Below are 18,918 nucleotides of genomic sequence, written 5' to 3'. Positions count from 1 at the left end.
CATAGCGGGCGGCGCCACCCCAAACAGATCGCCGGCTAAAGCAAATCCATGGCGTCTTCGCGCTTCTCGTCACGAAGCTTGTCGCGGGCGATATAAAGCGCGGCAATCGCACGGGCTTCGTGAAAATCCTCGCGCATCAAAAGCGCCGGTAAGTCCTCGAGGGCGTGCGTCTCGACGACCAGGGGCTCGGGTTCGTCACCGGGGAGTCGCTGCTCATAAAGGTCGGTGGCCATGACCACCTGTATGCGGTGGTGCATATAGTTCGGCGCCAGCGACAGCTCGATCAACGGCTCCAGGCGGTGCGCCCCGACGCCGCACTCTTCCATCAACTCGCGGTTGGCCGCGCCGATCACGTCTTCGCCCGGGTCCACCAGCCCTTTGGGCAGGGTCAGCGCGTACTCTTCGAAACCGGCGGCATACTCGCGTATCAACAATACGTGATCCGGGTCCGGCATGGCCACGATCATCACCGCCGCGTGGTCGGTGCCGGTCAAGCGCTCGAATCGGCGCTCTTCGCCGTTGGAAAAGCGCAAATCCAGCGCTTCGATATGGAAAAGGCGGCTTTTCGCCACGCTTTCCCGCGCCAGAATATGTGGCTTGACCGGGTAGCCCGCAAGCGTCGTTTCCTGCGCGTTGGCATCCGGTTGAATAGGGGCTGGGTGAAAGGAGTCGGATCTGGACATAAGGGCCTCCATGGCTCGAAAAAACGCCTTGGGCTACAATAGCACGCTTACCGTTTTAACACCGGAGTGGCCATGATTGATTGGCGCGAGATCGATACCGTCTTGCTGGATATGGACGGCACGCTGCTGGATTTGCACTTTGATAGCCACTTCTGGCTCGAGCACCTGCCCAGGCGCTACGGCGAGCTACACAAGCTCGACGAGGCCACCCAGAACGAGCTGCGTGAGCGCATCATCGGCGAGCAGGGCACGCTCAATTGGTACAGCCTGGCCTACTGGAGCCGCGAGCTCGATGTGGACGTGGTCGAGTTGAAGCGAGAAGTCCAGCATTTGATCGGTCTGCGCAGCGACGCGCTGGATTTTCTCACCTGGCTTAAAAACGCCCACCCGCGAGTGGTGCTGGCCACCAACGCCGACCGAGCCAGCCTGGCGCTAAAACTGCCGCTCACGGGGTTGGAAAAGTATCTCGACGCCATCATCTCCTCCGAAGATGTGGGTGCTGCGAAAGAGGAGCAGGCGTTCTGGTTTGCGCTGCAAGAGCGCGAGCCCTTCGATCCGGCCCGCACCCTGTTTATCGACGACAACCCGCGCGTGCTCGAAAGCGCCCGGGAGTTCGGTATCAAATACCTGATGGGCATCAAGCAGCCCGATAGTCAGCGTCCCGAAAAAGAGCTGCAGGAATTCATCGCCCTGGACCGATTTGCCCAACTGCTGCCAGGCGATACCCCCACGCAGTAAGGAGAGCCTCAATGAGCGACAGCGTTCGGCTGGATAAATGGCTGTGGGCCGCGCGGTTTTTCAAGACCCGGGCACTGGCCAAAAAAGCCATCGAAGGTGGCAAGGTGCACTACAACGGTGACCGCGTTAAGACCAGCAAGAACGTCGAGGTCGGCGCGCTGATCCGTGTACCCCAGGGGTGGGATATCTACGAGGTCGAAGTGCTCACCCTGTCGGGCCAGCGTCGCGGCGCCCCGGAGGCGCGTACGCTCTACAGCGAAACCCAGGAGAGCGCAGAGCGCCGCGCCAAGGAAACCGAAGCCCGCCGCCTCAATAACGAAGTGATGCAGCATCCGTTAAAGCGCCCGGATAAAAAACAGCGCCGCGAGATTCAGCGCTTTCAGCGTAATCAGGGCGAGTAAATCTCCCCCTCAATGTCCCCAATTTTTTCGATGGTCCCCTATGTCTGATCAAATCCAACGCTTTATGTTCGACCACACCAACGTGCGCGGGGAGATCGTAAGCCTCGAGTCGGCCTATCACGAGGTGCTCAGCCGCCACGCCTACCCGGAGGCGGTCAACACGCTGCTGGGCGAGCTGCTGGCCGCCGTGGCGCTTTTGACCGATACGGTCAAGCTCGACGGCACGCTGAGTATCGAAGTGCGTGGCCAGGGCGATCTTTCGCTACTCATGGCCGAATCCAACCCCGGTGGCGAGCTGCGCGCCATTGCCAGGCTCAACGAAGAGGGCGCGCTACCCAGTGAGAGCGCCGGTTTTCGCGACCTGGTCGGTGAGGGCCAAATCATCATTACCCTCGACCCCAAAGAGGGCAAGCGCTACCAGGGGATCGTCGGTCTCGAGCACGAAACCCTCGGCACCTGCCTGGAGGCGTATTTCAGCCAGTCCGAGCAGCTGCCCACCCGGCTTTGGCTAGCCGCCGATGGCAAAACCGCCGGCGGACTGTTACTCCAGCGCCTGCCAGACGCCTCGCACAATCAGGACGTGGACGCCTGGGAGCGCAGCGTACACCTGGCCGAAACGATCAAAACCGAGGAAATCCTGGGGCTCGAGCAGCGCGAAGTGCTCTACCGGCTTTACCACGAAGAGACCGTGCGCGTGTTCGAACCCAAGGCGCTGCGCTTTGGCTGCACTTGCTCGCGCGAGCGTATGAGCTCTTCGCTTCACTCGCTGGGCGAAGCCGAGCTCAAGGATATTCTGGCCGAGCAGGGCGAAATAGAGACCCAATGTCACTTCTGCCACACGAAATATCACTACACTGCGGCACAAATCGAAGCGCTCATCGAAGATCCGGAGGGTCCCGCCCCGGTCATCCACTAATTATGTAGTCGCAAAGGCGTTGCCGGTAGTTAAAGGTCATACACGCTTAAGCCATGCAGGCCCTGGGCTATAGCACTAAAGGCAAACAAGTGTTTGAAAAATTACCGCAGCGCAGCACGAAAAAGCCTGTCATTGTAGTAGTTTAACTACAAAATGATTGTCCCAAGCCCCCGTTTCACGGGGGCTTTCTTTTTGCCATAATGCGCCGGTCTTCAGCGCCCGGCCCGCTTGTGTAGCGGCTGGGAGAACCTTTCCAGCGCAAAAAGAGGCCCACGTCTTTTGCGCTTGTAACGAGAAACGGCTTCAAGCCCAGGAACTGACATGACCACGACTCAAGCCGCTCCCCAAGCCCACGTCAACCTCAGCAGCGCCGAACTGGTCGAGCGCGCCGTGGCCCGTGGTGAAGGCCGCCTTTCCGCAGACGGCGCTTTGGTGGTGAATACCGGCGAGCGCACCGGGCGCTCCCCCAAGGACCGCTTCATCGTCGATGAGCCCTCCACGCGAGACAGCATCGATTGGGGCAGCGTCAACCGCCCCTTCGACGCCGAGAAGTTCTCCGCACTGTGGGCGCGGGTGGAAGAATATTTGGGCCGTGAAGAGCACTTCGACGCCGAGCTGCACGTGGGCAGCGACGCGACCCATTACCTGCCGGTACGGGTCACTACCGAAACCGCCTGGCAAAACCTTTTCGGCCGCACCATGTTCGTGCGCCCGGAGACCTACAACCCGGCGAGTAAAGAGGCCTGGACGATTCTGAACGCCGCGGGTTTCGAGTGCGAACCGGGCCGCGACGGTACTAATTCTGATGGCACCGTGATCATCAACTTTGCCGAGAAAAAAGTGCTGATCGCCGGCATGCGCTACGCCGGCGAGATGAAAAAGGCGATGTTCTCGGTACAGAATTTTCTGCTGCCCGACGCCGACGTGCTACCCATGCACTGCTCCGCCAACGTGGGCGAGGACGGCGAAACCTGTCTCTTCTTCGGCCTCTCCGGTACCGGTAAAACCACGCTCTCCGCCGACCAGGGGCGTTACCTGATTGGCGACGACGAGCACGCCTGGGGCGACGACATCGTCTTCAACATGGAAGGCGGCTGTTACGCCAAGTGCATCGACCTTTCCGAGAAGAACGAGCCGGTGATCTGGAACGCCATTCGTTTCGGCACCGTGCTTGAAAACGTGGTGCTCGACGACCGCCGCGTACCCAACTACGCCGACGATAGCCTGACCCAGAACTCTCGCGCCGCCTACCCGCTGGAACACGTCGAAAAGCGCGTGGCCAAAAACCTGGCCGGCGAGCCCTCAGCCATCGTCTTTTTGACCTGCGACATGTCCGGGGTGCTGCCGCCGGTATCGATCCTTTCCAAGGAAGCGGCGGCGTACCACTTTCTTTCCGGCTACACCGCCAAGGTGGGCTCCACGGAAATGGGCTCTTCCGAAGGCCTGGCCGCCACGTTCTCGACCTGCTTCGGCGCACCGTTCTTCCCCCGCCCGGCGCGCGAATACGCCGATCTTCTGATCAAGCGTGTCGATAAAAAGGACGCTCAGGTGTACCTGGTCAACACCGGCTGGACCGGCGGCGCCTATGGTGAAGGGGGCGCGCGTTTCTCGATCCCGACCACCCGCGCGATCATCAGCGCCATTCAGTCCGGCGTACTGCGCGATATCGAAACCCAACACATCGAGGGCCTGAACCTCGACGTGCCGACCGCGGTGCCGGGTGTGGATTCGAGCCTTCTGAACCCCCGCGACACCTGGCAGGATCAAAGCGCGTTCGATCATCACCAGCGCGAACTCGCCACCAAATTCGTCGAGAACTTCAAAAAGTTCGAAGGCGTAAGTGGCGCCATTATCGCAGCCGGCCCGCAGTTGACCTGAACGGTTTGATCACTACGTCAAAAGGCAGCGCGAAAGCGCTGCCTTTTTTTATGGCGGCCGGGTAAGCGGCCAGGGCCCGCTGGATGGGCGGTATTGGCTGAACCGCGCCGCTCGTGCCACCGACAATTCATGCCAGCCTAAAACGTTTGTGGTACCTTGTCGGCATTTGAAATGGCATGAGTTAGTGGCACGTATGGATGTGAATCAACGTATTATTTCGCGTTTAGCGGACGAGCTGAGTGTCAAGACGCAGCAAGTCAGCGCCACGGTAGCGCTACTGGACGAAGGCGCGACCGTGCCCTTCATCGCCCGCTACCGTAAAGAGGTCACCGGGACGCTGGACGACAGCCAACTGCGCCAACTCGACGAGCGCCTTCGCTACCTGCGCGAGCTCGAAGAGCGCCGCGGGGCGGTGCTTGCCGCCATCGACGAGCAGGGCAAGCTCGATGATGCATTGAAAGCGAGCATCGACGCCGCCGAAACCAAGCAGCGCCTCGAAGATTTATACCTGCCCTACAAGAAAAAACGCCGCACCAAGGCCCAGATTGCCCGCGAAGCCGGGCTCGAGCCGCTGGCCGACGCGCTACTGGCCGACCCCACGCTAGACCCGGAAAGCGAAGCGCAAGGGTATCTTCGCGCCGCCGACGGCGACATTGCCGCCATCGAAGACGCCAAGGCCGCGCTTGACGGCGCCAAGCAGATTCTCATGGAGCGCTTCGCCGAAAACCCGGAGCTGATCGGCCGACTGCGTGAGCGGCTTTGGGACGAAGGCCAACTCAGCGCCCGCATGCTCGATGGCAAAGCGCAGGAAGGTGCCAAGTTCTCCGATTACTTCGAGCACGACGAAAAGCTCGCTAAAGTGCCGTCCCACCGGGCGCTTGCCATGTTCCGTGGGCGTAACGAAGGCGTGCTGAGTTTGGCCATCCGCCTGCCCGGCGAAGACGAAGCCCCGATTCACCCGGCCCAGGTCGCCATCGCCAAGCAAGTGGGCGTTCAAGATCAGGGCCGCCCGGCCGATAAATGGCTGGGCGAGGTGGTGCGCTGGACCTGGCGGGTCAAGCTTTACACGGCGCTCGAGACCGAGCTGCTGGGCCGGCTTCGCGAGCAGGCCGAGCAGACCGCCATCGATGTCTTCGCGGCCAATTTGAAGGATCTACTGCTGGCCGCGCCGGCGGGGCAGAAGGTCACGCTGGCGCTGGATCCGGGCCTGCGTACCGGCTGCAAGGTCGCCGTGGTCGATGCCACCGGGCAGTTCGTGGACCAAGCGACGATTTACCCTCACGCGCCACAAAACCGCTGGACCGAGTCGCTCGCAGAGCTCACCAAGCTCATCAAACGCCATAATGTGGAGCTGATCGCGGTAGGTAACGGCACCGCCAGCCGCGAAACCGACAAGCTGGCCGGCGAGCTGGTCAAGGCGCTGGGGCCCGAGCAGCGCCTGAGCAAGGTCATGGTGTCCGAGGCGGGCGCGTCGGTTTATTCGGCCTCCGAGTACGCTTCCAAAGAGCTGCCGGATCTGGACGTTACGGTGCGCGGCGCGGTGTCGATTGCCCGGCGCCTGCAGGACCCGCTCGCCGAGCTGGTCAAAATCGAGCCGAAATCGATCGGCGTGGGCCAGTACCAGCACGATGTCTCCCAGGTGCAGCTCTCCAAAAGCCTGGAAGCGGTGATAGAAGACTGTGTGAACGCCGTGGGTGTGGATCTCAATACCGCCTCGAGCGCGCTTCTCTCGCGGGTGGCCGGGCTTAGCGCGGTGATTGCAGAGAACATCGTCGCCCAGCGTAACCAGCTCGGCGCGTTCAAAAGCCGTAAGGCGCTGTTGGACGTTAGCCGCCTGGGGCCGAAAACCTTCGAGCAGTGCGCCGGCTTTTTGCGTATCAGCAACGCCGAGAACCCGTTGGATGCCAGCGGCGTTCACCCGGAGGCCTACACCCTGGTCGAGCGCATCGCCAAGCAGAGCGGGCGCGACGTGAAGGGCCTGATTGGCGACAGCCAAACCCTCAAGGCGCTGAAACCGGCGGAGTTCGCCGACGAGCGCTTTGGTGTGCCCACGGTCAGCGATATTTTCAAGGAGCTGGACAAGCCCGGCCGCGACCCGCGCCCGGAGTTCAAGGCCGCGGAATTTCGCGAGGGTGTCGAGAAACTCAGTGACTTGACCCTCGGGATGGTGCTGGAAGGCACGGTCACCAACGTGACCCACTTTGGCGCGTTCGTGGATATCGGCGTTCACCAGGACGGCCTGGTGCATATCTCGGCGCTGGCCGAGAAATTCGTCGAGGACCCGCGTTCGGTCGTCAAGGCGGGGGATATCGTCACGGTGAAGGTGATGAGCGTGGATATCCCCCGCAAGCGGGTCGGACTCTCCATGCGGCTAAGCGATGAAGTCGAAAGCGAAGACGCTAGCCAGCGCGAGCAGGGCGAGAAAAAAGCGCCGCGGGCGCAAAAGAGCGCCCGCGGTCAGCGCGAAAAGCCCGCCGCCGAGTCCTCCATGGGAGCGCTGGGCGCGGCACTATTGAAAGCGAAGCAGGGCAAATAGTCGCGCGCCTTGAATGTTTCGTAGGTTGCGCCATATTCTTGGCTTTATTAAAGGCTAGCCTTAGGGCTACCCCGCCGATTTTACCAGGGCCCGCACGGCGGGCCTGATTGACAAGGAGTGTTCGTTTTGGCTGAGCCACTCACTGTGCCAACGTCGTTAACCGCTCAAATCGAGCGCTTGCTGCCAAGCGCGCGCCTGGGGCGGCTAGGGCGGCTGCGGCGTGGACTAGAAAAAGAGGGGTTACGGGTGGATGCCAACGGCCATATCGCCCAGACGTCTCACCCCAAAGCGCTGGGCTCGAAACTGACCCACCCGCATATCACCACCGACTACTCGGAATCGCTTTTGGAGTACATCACCCCGGTGTACACCGAGCCGCGCGAGGCGTTGGCGTTTTTGTCCGACCTGCACACCTTTACCTACCAGCACCTGGAGAACGAATGGGTCTGGCCGGGCAGCATGCCGTCGCGGCTTTCCGGTAACGATAGCGTGCCGATCGCCGATTACGGGCATTCGAATGTGGGCACCATGAAGCACGTCTACCGCAAGGGGTTGGACGTACGCTACGGGCGCATCATGCAAGCCATTGCCGGCGTGCACTACAACGTGTCGCTACCCGAGGACATGTGGCACGCCCTGCGCGAGCTCGAAAAAGCCACCAACATTCCGTTCAACGACTACCGTTCGACGCGCTACTTCGGCATGATCCGCCACTTTCGCCGTCATAGCTGGTTGCTGTTGTATCTTTTCGGCGCCTCGCCTGCGATCGACAAAAGCTTTCTGCCGGACGGCAAAATACCCGAAAAGCTCGAGCCACTGGGCGACGATACCTATTACGCACCCTACGCCACGACGCTGCGCATGTCGGATCTCGGCTATCAGAACAAGGTGCAGGAGCAGCTCAAGATCTGCTTCAACTCGCTTTCCAACTACGTCAATACGCTGCGCCACGCGATCTCGTCGCCCTGGCCGGACTACGAAAAGCTGGGCGTGAACGTCGATGGCGACTGGCGCCAGCTCAATGCCAATATCCTGCAGATCGAAAACGAGTACTACAGCGATATTCGCCCCAAGCGCGTGGCCAAGCACAACGAAACGCCGAGCCAGGCACTCGAGGCGCGGGGTGTCGAGTACATCGAAGTGCGCTGCCTGGATCTGAATCCTTTCGACGCCTTGGGCGTCACCGAAGACCAGATGCGCTTTGTCGACGTGTTCCTGCTGTGGTGTTTGCTAAGCGACAGCCCCTGGATTTCGGATGAAGAGTGCGACCGCCTGGACGATAACCGCCGCCTGGTGGTCGAGCGCGGCCGCGACCCGGCTCTGGAGCTGTTGAGAAACGGCGAAGCGATCTCGTTACCCGCTTGGGGCGAGCAGATCTTTGCCGAAATGGGCGAAGTAGCGCGCCTGCTGGACGCCGTCGAAGATGACACGCCTCATCAGGCGGCGCTGGATGCCCTCGCGCCACGGCTTCAAGACCCGACGCTTACGCCTTCCGGCCAGATGCTCGAGCGTCTTAAGAAAGGCAACGGCTCGCTCAGCGATACGCTGCTGGCGCTGGCCCAGGAGCAGCGCGAGGCGCTGGAATCGACCCCCATGCTGCGCTCCCGCGAGGCGCTTTTGGACCAGTTGATCGATACCTCTCATCAGCAGCAGCACGATATCGAAGCTGCCGACCAGGAGTCGTTTAGCGAGTTCATCGAGCACTACTTTATCAAGGCCCGCGAAATGCGCACCTTTTCGTCCATTACCTCCGAGGAATTGGAATGATCCCATCATTCACCCGGTCCACGGCTTGGGCCGGGGTGGCCTTTTGCGCCGTGATGATGAGCGTGGCGCTGGTGCTCGAGCACGTTGTCGGGCTCGAGCCGTGCCCGCTGTGCATTTTTCAGCGGGTGGCGGTCATTACCGCCGGGATCATTTTGCTGCTGGCCGCGCTGCACAACCCCAAGAGCACCGCCGGTAAAACGGTTTACGGGGTGTTGGGGCTTGCAAGTGTGGCCACCGGCGCCTTCATTGCCGGGCGCCACGTATGGCTGCAGCATCTGCCGCCCAGCGAAGTGCCTTCCTGCGGGCCTGGGCTCGATTACATGATGGACATCCTGCCCATGCAGGAGGTCGTCGCCATGGTGCTGACCGGCTCCGGCGAGTGCGCCGAAATCGACTTCACCTTTTTGGGCCTGTCATTACCCGCCTGGACGTTGATCGGCTTTTTGATCCTGGCGCTGGTGCCACTGCGTATTCTGTGGCTTGCCTATAAGCGCTAACGGCTGATTTTCCGGCATCGGTTTCAAACCGGTGCCGGGAAGTCGAAATCCCGTGCTTGCATTGACACGCTCAAAAGGAAAAGCGAGTCTAAGTGAGGACAAGTGGCTACCGGTTAGGAGAACGCCATGTTGGAGAACTGCACGAACGCCCAGGAACGATGGGGCGGAGTACACAGCTTGATCGACCGCTGGCTGGAGCAGCGCCGCTCTTTTCTAATCAGCTTCATCGAGCTAAAAGAAGCCTGCGACTCGGAGCTCGACGCCGTCAATAAGCCGCGCATCGACACTTTCAGCGAGCTTCTAATGGACTATATCAGCGCCGGACATTTCGAGGTCTACCCAGAGCTCGCCCGGGAAGCCAAGGCCTTCGAGGACGAAAGCGCCTTGGAAATCGCCGGTAAGCTGCTGGAGCGTTTGGAAATGTCGACGTCCATGGTGCTGGCGTTCGACGAAGATTACGCAAGCGTTGAGCACTGCCAAACGAATATCACGCGCCTTCCCGCCTGGCTCGACCGCCTCGCTAAAGCCCTGACCGAACGCTTCGCGCTGGAAGACCAGCTCATCGCCCGCCTGCACGCCGCCCACAGCCCCGATTCGAGCAAAGCGCCCGCTTAGCGCTTGGCGCTTGGGTTGGGTGGGCGCTGCCAATTGCAACGCCCTTACCCGTTGGGGGAGTCCTGTCACTATCGAGCAAATTCGAGGGCAGCCCTGAAGCCTTGGTGGTCGAGGAGGGGAGATGCTACCGGCGCGCTTTCATCCGGTAGAACAAAGGAACTGACCGACTCTCGCAGAGCCTGGGCCTGGTGCTCCAGCTCACTGGCCGTTCGGGCGGCGCTTTTTACCAGCTCGGCGTTTTGCTGGGTCGTTTGGTCGATCTGAGAGATGGCCTGACTGACCTGCCCGATACCGCTGCTCTGCTCGCGAGAGGCGGCTGCGATTTCATTCATCAGGGTGGTTGCGTTTTTTCCACCTTCGGCAATGGCTTGCATGACCTCGACGGCCTGCTCGGCCAGCGTCGAGCCTCGACCAGCGCGCGTGAGCGACGTATCGATCAGGCCGCGAATATCGGAAGCGGCATTGGCCGAACGACTGGCCAGCGCGCGTACCTCGTTGGCGACGACGGCGAAGCCCTTACCCTGTTCGCCGGCGCGCGCCGCTTCCACGGAGGCATTGAGTGCCAGAATATTGGTCTGAAAGGCAATGGAGTCGATCAGGCTGATGATTTCGCCGATCTGCTGCGCGCTTTCGTTGATACCGCGCATGGTTTGTTGCATCTCACTCATGATTCGGTCGCCGTTCTGTACCGCCCCCATGGCGCCGACCGAGAGCTCACTTGCCTGATTGGAGTTGTCAGCATTTTGCTTCACCGTGGCGGTGAGCTCTTCCATGCTGGCCGCGGTCTGCTCGAGTGCCGCTACCTGCTGCTCGGTGCGCGAGGAAAGGTCGCTATTGTCCCGGGCAATCAGTTGGGCATCGTTATTGATACGTTCACTGCTGTCACGCACCGTGCTAACCGTACGCGAAAGGCTCTGTTGGGTGTTTGACAGCGCCTTGAAAAGTCGGCCGATTTCGTTGTCGCTGCTCTGCTCGGCGATCTGCGACAGATCCCCCTTCGCCATGCGCTCAAAATGGGTGACCAGTCGCTTGAGCGGCTCGATGACGTTGACCGTGACGCCCCACATGACCACGGCTGCAATCACCAGGGCGGCCACGATGGCCACTACCATGAGCGTGCGCAATAGCGAAGCAGTGGTTTCAAAACCGGCATACAGCGGGTCGGCGGCATTGCCACCATTACCCATAAGTTGTAAAACAATGCTCTCGCTATAGTGAAGCCCATAAAGGCCGAGCGCGCTCACCCCCACTGCCAGCGCCAGAAATAGCGCAATCACTACGGTCCAGCTCGTTTTGACGGTCATGCTATCGATCATTTTCATCGTCACACTCTTCCCTGCCTCTGAACCCAAAAGGGTTGTCTGGTTTTGAGTGTTATCGACGATGCCTCATGAAACTTTAGAGCCGGTAGCGTTTTTATCGAATCGTCACGCCTTGCGCGGTTGCCGATGAAACGTCCCACCAATTACCAGCATGCAGGGGGTAAGCAGCAGGGTGAGGGCGGTGGCAAAGGTGAGCCCACCCGCAATGGCGCTGGACATCTGGGTCCACCACTGGGCGGAGGGGGCGTTGAAGCCCAGCGCCGGGGCGAAAAGGTTGACGTTGATGCCCAGCACCATCGGCATCAGGCCCAGCACCGTGGTGATCGCGGTGAGCAGTACCGGGCGCAGGCGAAGGGCGCCCGCTTCCAGGGCGGCCTCGCCGGGCGCAAGCCCTTGGCCGCGCAGCTCGTTATAGGTGTCGATCAAGACGATATTGTTGTTCACCACGATCCCCGCCAGGGCGATCACGCCCATGCCCACCATGACGATGCCGAAGGCCTGGCCGGTCATCAAAAGCCCCATCAATACGCCGGCGGTGGAAAACACGATCGCCGAGAGCACCAGCGCCGCCTGGTAGTAGCTGTTGAACTGAGTCACCAGAATCAGCGCCATCAGGCCAACGGCGACCAAAAACGCACTGACCAGAAACTGCATCGATTCCTGCTGATCTTCTTGCTCGCCGGCGACGTTGACCATGAGCCCATCGGGTAACTGCCCTTGGCCTGCCTCGAACAGCGCGCGCAGGCGCTCGTCGGCCAGATACCCGGGCGCCAGGTCGGCTTCCAGCGTAATCGCCCGGCGGCCGTCGATACGGTTCAGCGTGCCGACCTTGGACGCGGGCGTGAGGGTGACGAAGTGGGAAATGGGCACCTGGCCGCGCTCGGTATTGAGGGTCAAGCGCTCGAGCTGATCCAGGGTGCGAAAGCGCTCGGGTAGGCGAATCCGAATATCCACCTCGTCGCTCACCGTGGGCGGGCGGTAGCTTGCTACCTGCAAGCCGGTGGTCAGAAGCTGTACGGCACTGCCGATGGTGGTGATATCGGTCCCCATGCGCGAGGCGGCTTCGCGGTCCACATTGATCTGCCACTCCACGCCGGGCAGGCTACGGTTATCCTGAATATCGGTAAAGCCGCCCAGGGTGCGCATTAATTCGCTCAACTGATCCACCCCCGCATCGGCGAGCGCCGGGTCGTTGGCGCTGATTTCCAGCACGATGGGCTTGCCGCCGCCAGGGCCTTGCTCTTGTTCCTGAAACTCCAGCGTAATACCGGGGATGTCCGCGGTGCGCTCGGCCATGTCGGCAAGAATTGTGCGGGCCGGGCGGCGCTGGTACCAGTCGATGAACTGAAACTGCAGCGTGCCGACCACATCGTCGCCGGTCTGTTCGTTAGCTACGAACGAGCGCGCGTAGAGGGCTTCCACCTCGCTCATGGTGCCCAGGCGCGTCTCCACGCGCTTTAAAATGGCGTCGGCTTCGTCCACCGAGAAGTCGCCCCGGGCGCGCACCAGTACCTGGGCGCTGTCCGGCTCGACGTTGGGAAAGAAGTCGATGCCGTGATTGAAGCGCGCGTAGCCGGTATATAAAAGCGCGATGACCAGCAGCGAAAACCCCAGCACCCAGCCCGGGCGCTGTAGAAGGCGTGCAAGCAGCCGCCGGTAGCCGCGGCCAAGGGCGGTGCTTTGGCCAAGCGTGGCGGTTTGCTCCTCTGGGTTGGGGACTTGACGGGTGATCAGCCGCCCAAGCGTGGGCAGAAACACCAGCGCCATGGCCAGGGAGGCGAGAAGGCAAAGGATCACCGTGGCGGGCAGGTACTTCATGAACTGACCGACCACGCCGGGCCAGAAGAGCAGTGGAACGAAGACGGCCAGGGTCGTCGCGGTCGAGGCGATGACCGGCCAGCTCATACGCGAGGCAGCGTTGAGCCAGGCATCGAACGGGGTTTGGCCTTCTTTTAGGTAGCGATCCGCCAGTTCGCTCACCACGATAGCGCCATCCACCAGCATCCCGGCGACCAGAATCAGCGCAAACAGCACGACGATGTTGAGCGTGAAGCCGAAGGCCCATACCAGCAAAATACCGGTCAAAAAGGCGCCGGGAATCGTCAGGCCCACCAGCAACGCCATGCGCAGCCCCATGACCGCGACCACCACGATCAGTACAAGCACCACCGCGGTCAATACGTTGTTCAAAAGCTCGGACAGCATATTGGCGACGGTGGTCGACTCATCGAGAATCGGGGTCACGCGAAGGGAATCGGGTAACAGCTCGCCCGCCTGGTCGAAGCGCGACCAAACGGCGTCGATGGTTTCGATGATGTTCGCCCCGGCGCGCTTGGATACCTCGAGTACCACCGCAGGCTCGCCGTTGATGCGCGCAAAGCCTTCCGGGTCCTTGAAGGTGGGATGAATCCAGGCGACGTCGCCAAACGTCACCACCCGGTCGCCGTCGATCTTCACCGGCATGTTCATGACGTCTTCGAGCGAGGTGATGACACCGGGCACTTTCAGCGCCAAACGCCCGGCGCCGGTATTCAAGCTGCCCGCCGCGACCAGGCGGTTATTACGCGATACCTGGTTGAACAGCGCATCGAAGTCGATGCCGTAGCTCTCCAGTACCAGGGGGTCGACCACGATCTCGAGAAGATCCTCCTGCTCGCCGGCAATCTCGACCTCGAGCACGTTGGCGATGCCTTCGATTTCCTCTTTTAACCGCCTTGCGATGGCGATGCGCTCCCGGGTATCCAACTGGCCGGAAAGCCCGATACTCAGCACGGGAAACTCGGAGACGTTGACTTCCATCACCCGGGGCTCGTCCGCCTCATCGGGAAGCTCGGCCCTGGCAATGTCCACGCGCTCGCGCACGTCCGAAAGCGCCGTATTGGGGTCGAAGCCCGGGTCGAACTCCAGCGTGACCGAGGCGTGGCCTTCACTGGACTGGGCGGTGAACTTACGAAGCCCTTCGATGCCGCGAAGCTCCTGTTCCATGGGGCGCACCAAAAGCCGCTCACCGTCTTCGGGGCTGACACCTTCAAGGGTCAGCGACACGTAGATCAGCGGGATCGTAACGTCCGGGTTCGCCTCCTTGGGGATGACCTGCCAAGCGGTGACCCCGGCCAGCAAAAGCCCCACCAGTAACAGCAGCGTAGTGCGCGTATGAGTAAGCGCGGCCTGAATGAGTGAACGCATTTAAGGCCTCGCTGGCGCCGCGGCGCTGCCGGGCTGGTTCGTCGCGTCGTCTACGTACACCGGCGTGACCGTATCGCCCACGTCAACAAGCCCGGCGCCCAGGGTGACCAGCTCCAGCGAATCCGGCAAACCCGCTACAAAGGCGCTTTCCAGCGTTGCACTTAACAGCGTCACCGGCGTTTGTTTGATCTCATCGTTTTCGCCCAAGTGTTTGACGGCAAGCTCGCCTTCGTCGTTCAGGCTCAAAAGCGCGGGGGAGAGCGCGTGGGCCTGGCGCGGGGGCAGGGTGATGGTGAACTCGGCGCTGCCGCCGGCCAGGCGCTGCCGCGTTGGGTTGTCGAGGGTGACCTCGATATAAAACGAGCGGGTTTGCTCCTCGGCACGGCTACTTATGTGGGAGACCTGGCCCTCCAGCGTATTGCCGTTCAAAAGCCGCGCGGTGACCGGTAAGTCCACGCTCAGGTCGTTGATTTGCTGCTGCGAGACCCAGGCCGTACCGGTCAGCGTTTGGTCATCGATCAACCGCCCCCACTCCTCGCCGGGCTGGAGCAAGTCGCCAAGCTCGACCTGAACCCGGTCGACCACGCCCGCGAAGGGTGCGGTCGGGCGGGTGTCGGCTAGCTGGCGCTCCAGCTGCGCCACCTGGGCCGCACTGGCGCTAAGCGCGCTTTGCAGGCGAAGAAGGTCCGGCTCGGAGATGAATTCGCGACGGCGCAGGTCCTGGGCGCCGGCGTATTCGGCCTGGGCCACCGCCAGCTCGTCCCGGGCCTGCTGTAGGCGCTCGGGTAGGGCGTCGTTATCCAGTACCAAAAGCGTTTGCCCTTGGCGCACCTGCTCGCCCTGGGCCACGGGCTTTTCGGTAACGTAGCCGGCGGCGTTGGCACGCAAGAGCGTTTCCTGGTGGGCCTCGAGCTGGCCTTGAATCACCTGCTCGGGGATATACGGCGTGCTTTGCAGGCGCGTGACCTCGACGCGGGGCGCTTCATCGCTTTGCTCGGTCTCTACATTGGGCGGCGTGCTTTGAAAGCGCTGAAAGTCGCCCAACGCCAGCCATATGATCAACGCCAGCACGAACACACTCGCCAGGGCGTAGGAAAGGGGGATTCGTCGCATGGGGTGGTCGGTCTCAATATCAAACGAACGTTAGAATCGGCTCCCACCATAGCGCACTCGCGGCGGGGCGGCGAGCCTTTGAATCGCGGCAAAATCGCCTGTGGCCTTTGTCTGATTGAGTTTTTTTTAAAGTGGGCATACCATCTTGGCGTCTTGTGTTTTGTCGACCACCCCAAGGCGAACCAACCAAGGAGCGATGATGAAAGATCCAGTACGTATTGCGATTACCGGCGGTGCCGGCCAAATCAGCTACTCTTTAATTTTCCGCATTGCCGCCGGCGACATGCTGGGGCCGGATCAGCCCGTCATTCTCCAGCTTTTGGAAATTCCTCAGGCGATGGACGCGCTAAACGGCGTGGTGATGGAAGTCAACGACTGTGCTTTCCCGCTGGTCCAGGACATCGTTGCCTCGGACGACCCGAACGTGGCGTTCAAGGATGCGGATTTCGCGCTGCTGGTTGGCGCCCGCCCGCGCGGCCCGGGTATGGAGCGTAAAGACCTGCTCGAAGCCAACGCGGCGATCTTCTCCGTACAGGGCAAGGCACTGAACGACCACGCCAGCCGCGACGTGAAAGTGCTGGTCGTCGGCAACCCGGCCAACACCAACGCGCTGATCGCCTCCTGCAACGCGCCGGATCTCGACAAGGGCCAGTTCACCGCGATGACGCGCCTGGATCACAACCGCGCGCTGACCCAGCTGGCCCAGAAAACCGGCAAGCACGTCACCGATATCGACAACATGGTCATCTGGGGCAACCATAGCGCGACTCAGTACCCGGATATCGCCCAGTGCAAGGTCGACGGCAAGGCCGCCACCGATCTGGTCGAGCGCGACTGGTACGAAAACGACTTCATCCCCACCGTGCAGCAGCGTGGCGCGGCTATCATCAAGGCGCGCGGTGCTTCTTCCGCCGCGTCTGCCGCGTCTTCCGCCATCGACCACATGCACGACTGGGCGCTGGGCTCTGACGGCATCGTCAGCATGGCCATCCCCTCCGATGGCAGCTACGGCATCGAAGAAGGCATCATTTTCTCCTACCCGGTTCGCTGCAAAGGCGGCAAGTACGAAATCGTACAGGGTTTCGAGCTGGACGCGTTCAGCAAAGAGAAAGTGCAGGCCACCGAGAAAGAGCTACGCGAAGAACGCGCCGCCGTCGAGCACCTGCTCGGCTAAGCCACGCGTGACGCAACGCCAAAACCCCGCAAGCATGCTTGCGGGGTTTTTTGTTATCTCAAAACTGCTCCTGCAAGAGAATTGGGGCACAGTTCCATTGTAGGACCCCAATTCATTGGTGGTCCGACACATCGGCGATGGCGGCGCTAGCCGCCCTTCGGTGATGAAGGCATTACAGGTTGCCGCAACCCCCAACCCCGGCAGCGCGTGGCGCTGCATCGCTGGCTGAAGCGTGCTCCTACAATAGATGGGTGCACGGCTCTATTGTAGGAGCCCAATTCTATTGGGCGATGGCGGCGTTAGCCGCCCTTGGGTGACGAAGGCATTACAGGTTGCCATAATCACCAACCCCGGCAGCGCGTGGCGCTGCATCGCTGGCTGAAGCCTGCTCCTACAATGGATGGATGCACGGTTTTATTGTAGGAGCCCAATTCTATTGGGCGATGGCGGCGTTAGCCGCCCTTCGGTGATGAAGGCATTACAGGTTGCCATCACCACCAACCCCGGCAGCGCGTTGCGCTGCATCGCTGGCTGAAGCCTGCTCCTACAATGGATGGATGCACGGTTTTATTGTAGGAGCCCAATTCTATTGGGCGATGGCGGCGTTAGCCGCCCTTGGGTGATGAAGGCATTACAGGTTGCCATAATCTCTAACCCCAGCAGCGCGTTGCGCTGCATCGCTGGCTGAAGCCTGCTCCTACAATAGATGGATGCACGGTTTTATTGTAGGAGCCCAATTCTATTGGGCGATGGCGGCGTTAGCCGCCCTTGGGTGATGAAGGCATTACAGGTTGCCATAATCTCTAACCCCGGCAGCGCGTTGCGCTGCATCGCTGGCTGAAGCCTGCTCCTACAATAGATGGGGGCACGGTTTCATTGTAGGAGCCCAATTCATTGGGCGATGGCGGCGTTAGCCGCCCTTGGGTGATGAAGGCATTTAAATTGCCACCACCACCAACCCCAGCAGCGCGTTGCGCTGCATCGCTGGCTGAAGCCTGCTCCTACAATAGATGAGTGCACGGCTCCATTGTAGGAGCCCAATTCTATTGGGCGATGGCGGCGTTAGCCGCCCTTGGGTGACGAAGGCATTACAGGTTGCCATAATCACCAACCCCGGCAGCGCGTTGCGCTGCATCGCTGGCTGAAGCCTGCTCCTACCATTCACCATTCACCATTCACCATTCACCATTCACCATTCACCATTCACCATTCACCATTCACCATTCACCCATCAATCATCCCGCAAACTCATGATCCGCCATTGGCGCTCTTCGGCAATCTGGCGCAGGGTGGCGTCGGGGTCGACGGCGACCGGGTGTTCGACTTGTTCCAAAAGCGGCAGGTCATTGTGCGAGTCGCTGTAGAACCATGTGCCATCCAGGGTGTGGTCCTGGGTTTCCAGCCACGCTTGTAAACGGGTGACCTTACCTTCGCGGTAGCTCGGTACGCCGGTGACCTTGCCGGTGTAGCGCCCGTTGACCATTTCCGGCTCGACGGCGATCAGGTCATCCACGCCCAGGCGTTCGGCAATCGGTCCGGTAATGAAACGGTTGGTCGCGGTAATGATCAACAGCGTATCGCCTTTGGTGCGGTGGCGGGCCAGAAGCTCTTCACCCTTGGCGAGAATGTGCGGTTCGATCTTGCTGGCCATGAACTGCTGGTGCCAGGCGGCCAGTTGCTCCGGGGGGTTTTCGGCCAGCGGTTTCAAGGCCACTTCCAAAAATGCCGCCATATCCAGCGTGCCCGCTTCGTATTCGGCCATGAAACGGTCGTTGGCTTCGCGGTACGCCACCGGGTCCACGGCGCCCTGTTCCAGCAAAAACTCGCCCCAGGCGTGGTCGCTATCAATCGAGAGTAGCGTGTTGTCCAAATCGAAAATGGCCAGGCTCACCGTGTTCCCCTTGTTGGTGTATAGGTCTTGGATTCAGGCCGCTTAACGTTAAGCGCACAGAATTATCTCAGAGACCCAAGTCGCTGCCCACCGCGAACGCACTGTTTTCCCCCGTTTCCCCCGTTATTGTCCCTGAGCGTTATATTGTATTGATACGCTTGTCTGCCTTGTGGAAAAATGGGGACAACTGAAAATTCAAGA

General features: G+C 60.9%; 14 protein-coding genes. 9 read left to right on the top strand and 5 right to left on the bottom strand.

Going from position 1 to position 18,918, the window contains the following annotated elements:
* Positions 1 to 35: 35 nt before the first annotated feature.
* Entirely contained in the window at positions 36 to 683 is a 648-nt protein-coding gene (gene nudE, locus ACWFVE_RS10565) for an ADP compounds hydrolase NudE (RefSeq protein ID WP_447529231.1), read from the bottom strand.
* Positions 684 to 755: 72 nt separating this feature from the next.
* Here nudE and yrfG point away from each other — a divergent pair, with 72 nt between their 5' ends.
* The 8 genes from yrfG to rsd all read left to right on the top strand — a co-directional run bounded on the left by yrfG (position 756) and on the right by rsd (position 10,031).
* A complete protein-coding gene (gene yrfG / locus ACWFVE_RS10560) occupies positions 756 to 1,421 on the top strand; it encodes a GMP/IMP nucleotidase (RefSeq protein ID WP_447529230.1) in 666 nt (221 codons plus the stop codon).
* Between the two features lie 11 nt (positions 1,422 to 1,432).
* Entirely contained in the window at positions 1,433 to 1,822 is a 390-nt protein-coding gene (gene hslR / locus ACWFVE_RS10555; RefSeq protein ID WP_447529229.1) for a ribosome-associated heat shock protein Hsp15, read from the top strand.
* Between the two features lie 40 nt (positions 1,823 to 1,862).
* Positions 1,863 to 2,738, top strand: coding sequence for an Hsp33 family molecular chaperone HslO (hslO, locus tag ACWFVE_RS10550; RefSeq protein WP_447529228.1), 876 nt, complete (start codon positions 1,863 to 1,865; stop codon positions 2,736 to 2,738).
* A 321-nt stretch (positions 2,739 to 3,059) separates the two neighbouring features.
* Positions 3,060 to 4,616 (top strand): phosphoenolpyruvate carboxykinase, encoded by a 1,557-nt coding sequence (locus ACWFVE_RS10545; protein ID WP_447529227.1) that lies wholly within the window; start codon positions 3,060 to 3,062, stop codon positions 4,614 to 4,616.
* A 193-nt stretch (positions 4,617 to 4,809) separates the two neighbouring features.
* On the top strand, positions 4,810 to 7,152 hold the full coding sequence (locus tag ACWFVE_RS10540) for a Tex family protein (protein WP_447529226.1): 2,343 nt from the start codon (positions 4,810 to 4,812) through the stop codon (positions 7,150 to 7,152).
* A gap of 126 nt (positions 7,153 to 7,278) precedes the next feature.
* Positions 7,279 to 8,919, top strand: coding sequence for a glutamate--cysteine ligase (gene gshA / locus ACWFVE_RS10535; RefSeq protein ID WP_447529225.1), 1,641 nt, complete (start codon positions 7,279 to 7,281; stop codon positions 8,917 to 8,919).
* Positions 8,916 to 9,416 (top strand): disulfide bond formation protein B, encoded by a 501-nt coding sequence (locus tag ACWFVE_RS10530; protein ID WP_447529224.1) that lies wholly within the window; start codon positions 8,916 to 8,918, stop codon positions 9,414 to 9,416. Before gshA ends, ACWFVE_RS10530 begins: the two co-directional genes overlap by 4 nt.
* A gap of 126 nt (positions 9,417 to 9,542) precedes the next feature.
* Positions 9,543 to 10,031 carry a sigma D regulator gene (rsd, locus tag ACWFVE_RS10525; protein ID WP_447529223.1) on the top strand — a complete coding sequence of 163 codons (489 nt, stop codon included), beginning with the start codon at positions 9,543 to 9,545 and terminating at the stop codon, positions 10,029 to 10,031.
* 68 nt (positions 10,032 to 10,099) lie between these two features.
* Here rsd and ACWFVE_RS10520 read toward each other — a convergent pair whose 3' ends face one another.
* The 3 genes from ACWFVE_RS10520 to ACWFVE_RS10510 all read right to left on the bottom strand — a co-directional run bounded on the left by ACWFVE_RS10520 (position 10,100) and on the right by ACWFVE_RS10510 (position 15,652).
* Positions 10,100 to 11,353, bottom strand: a complete 1,254-nt coding sequence (locus ACWFVE_RS10520) for a methyl-accepting chemotaxis protein (protein ID WP_447529222.1) — start codon at positions 11,351 to 11,353, stop codon at positions 10,100 to 10,102.
* 105 nt (positions 11,354 to 11,458) lie between these two features.
* The gene (locus tag ACWFVE_RS10515; protein WP_447529221.1) at positions 11,459 to 14,539 is read right to left on the bottom strand and encodes an efflux RND transporter permease subunit; all 3,081 of its coding nucleotides are present in this window, start codon (positions 14,537 to 14,539) and stop codon (positions 11,459 to 11,461) included.
* Positions 14,540 to 15,652, bottom strand: a complete 1,113-nt coding sequence (locus tag ACWFVE_RS10510; protein WP_447529220.1) for an efflux RND transporter periplasmic adaptor subunit — start codon at positions 15,650 to 15,652, stop codon at positions 14,540 to 14,542.
* A gap of 199 nt (positions 15,653 to 15,851) precedes the next feature.
* Here ACWFVE_RS10510 and ACWFVE_RS10505 point away from each other — a divergent pair, with 199 nt between their 5' ends.
* Positions 15,852 to 16,826, top strand: coding sequence for a malate dehydrogenase (locus ACWFVE_RS10505; protein ID WP_447529219.1), 975 nt, complete (start codon positions 15,852 to 15,854; stop codon positions 16,824 to 16,826).
* A 1,231-nt stretch (positions 16,827 to 18,057) separates the two neighbouring features.
* Here ACWFVE_RS10505 and ACWFVE_RS10500 read toward each other — a convergent pair.
* Positions 18,058 to 18,717: a histidinol-phosphatase gene (locus ACWFVE_RS10500; protein ID WP_447529218.1), complete on the bottom strand. Its 660-nt coding sequence runs from the start codon at positions 18,715 to 18,717 to the stop codon at positions 18,058 to 18,060.
* Between the last annotated feature and the right edge of the window lie 201 nt (positions 18,718 to 18,918).

The sequence above is a fragment of the Vreelandella mediterranea genome, from assembly GCF_970647075.1.
This window is presented reverse-complemented; position numbering and strand designations above follow the sequence as displayed.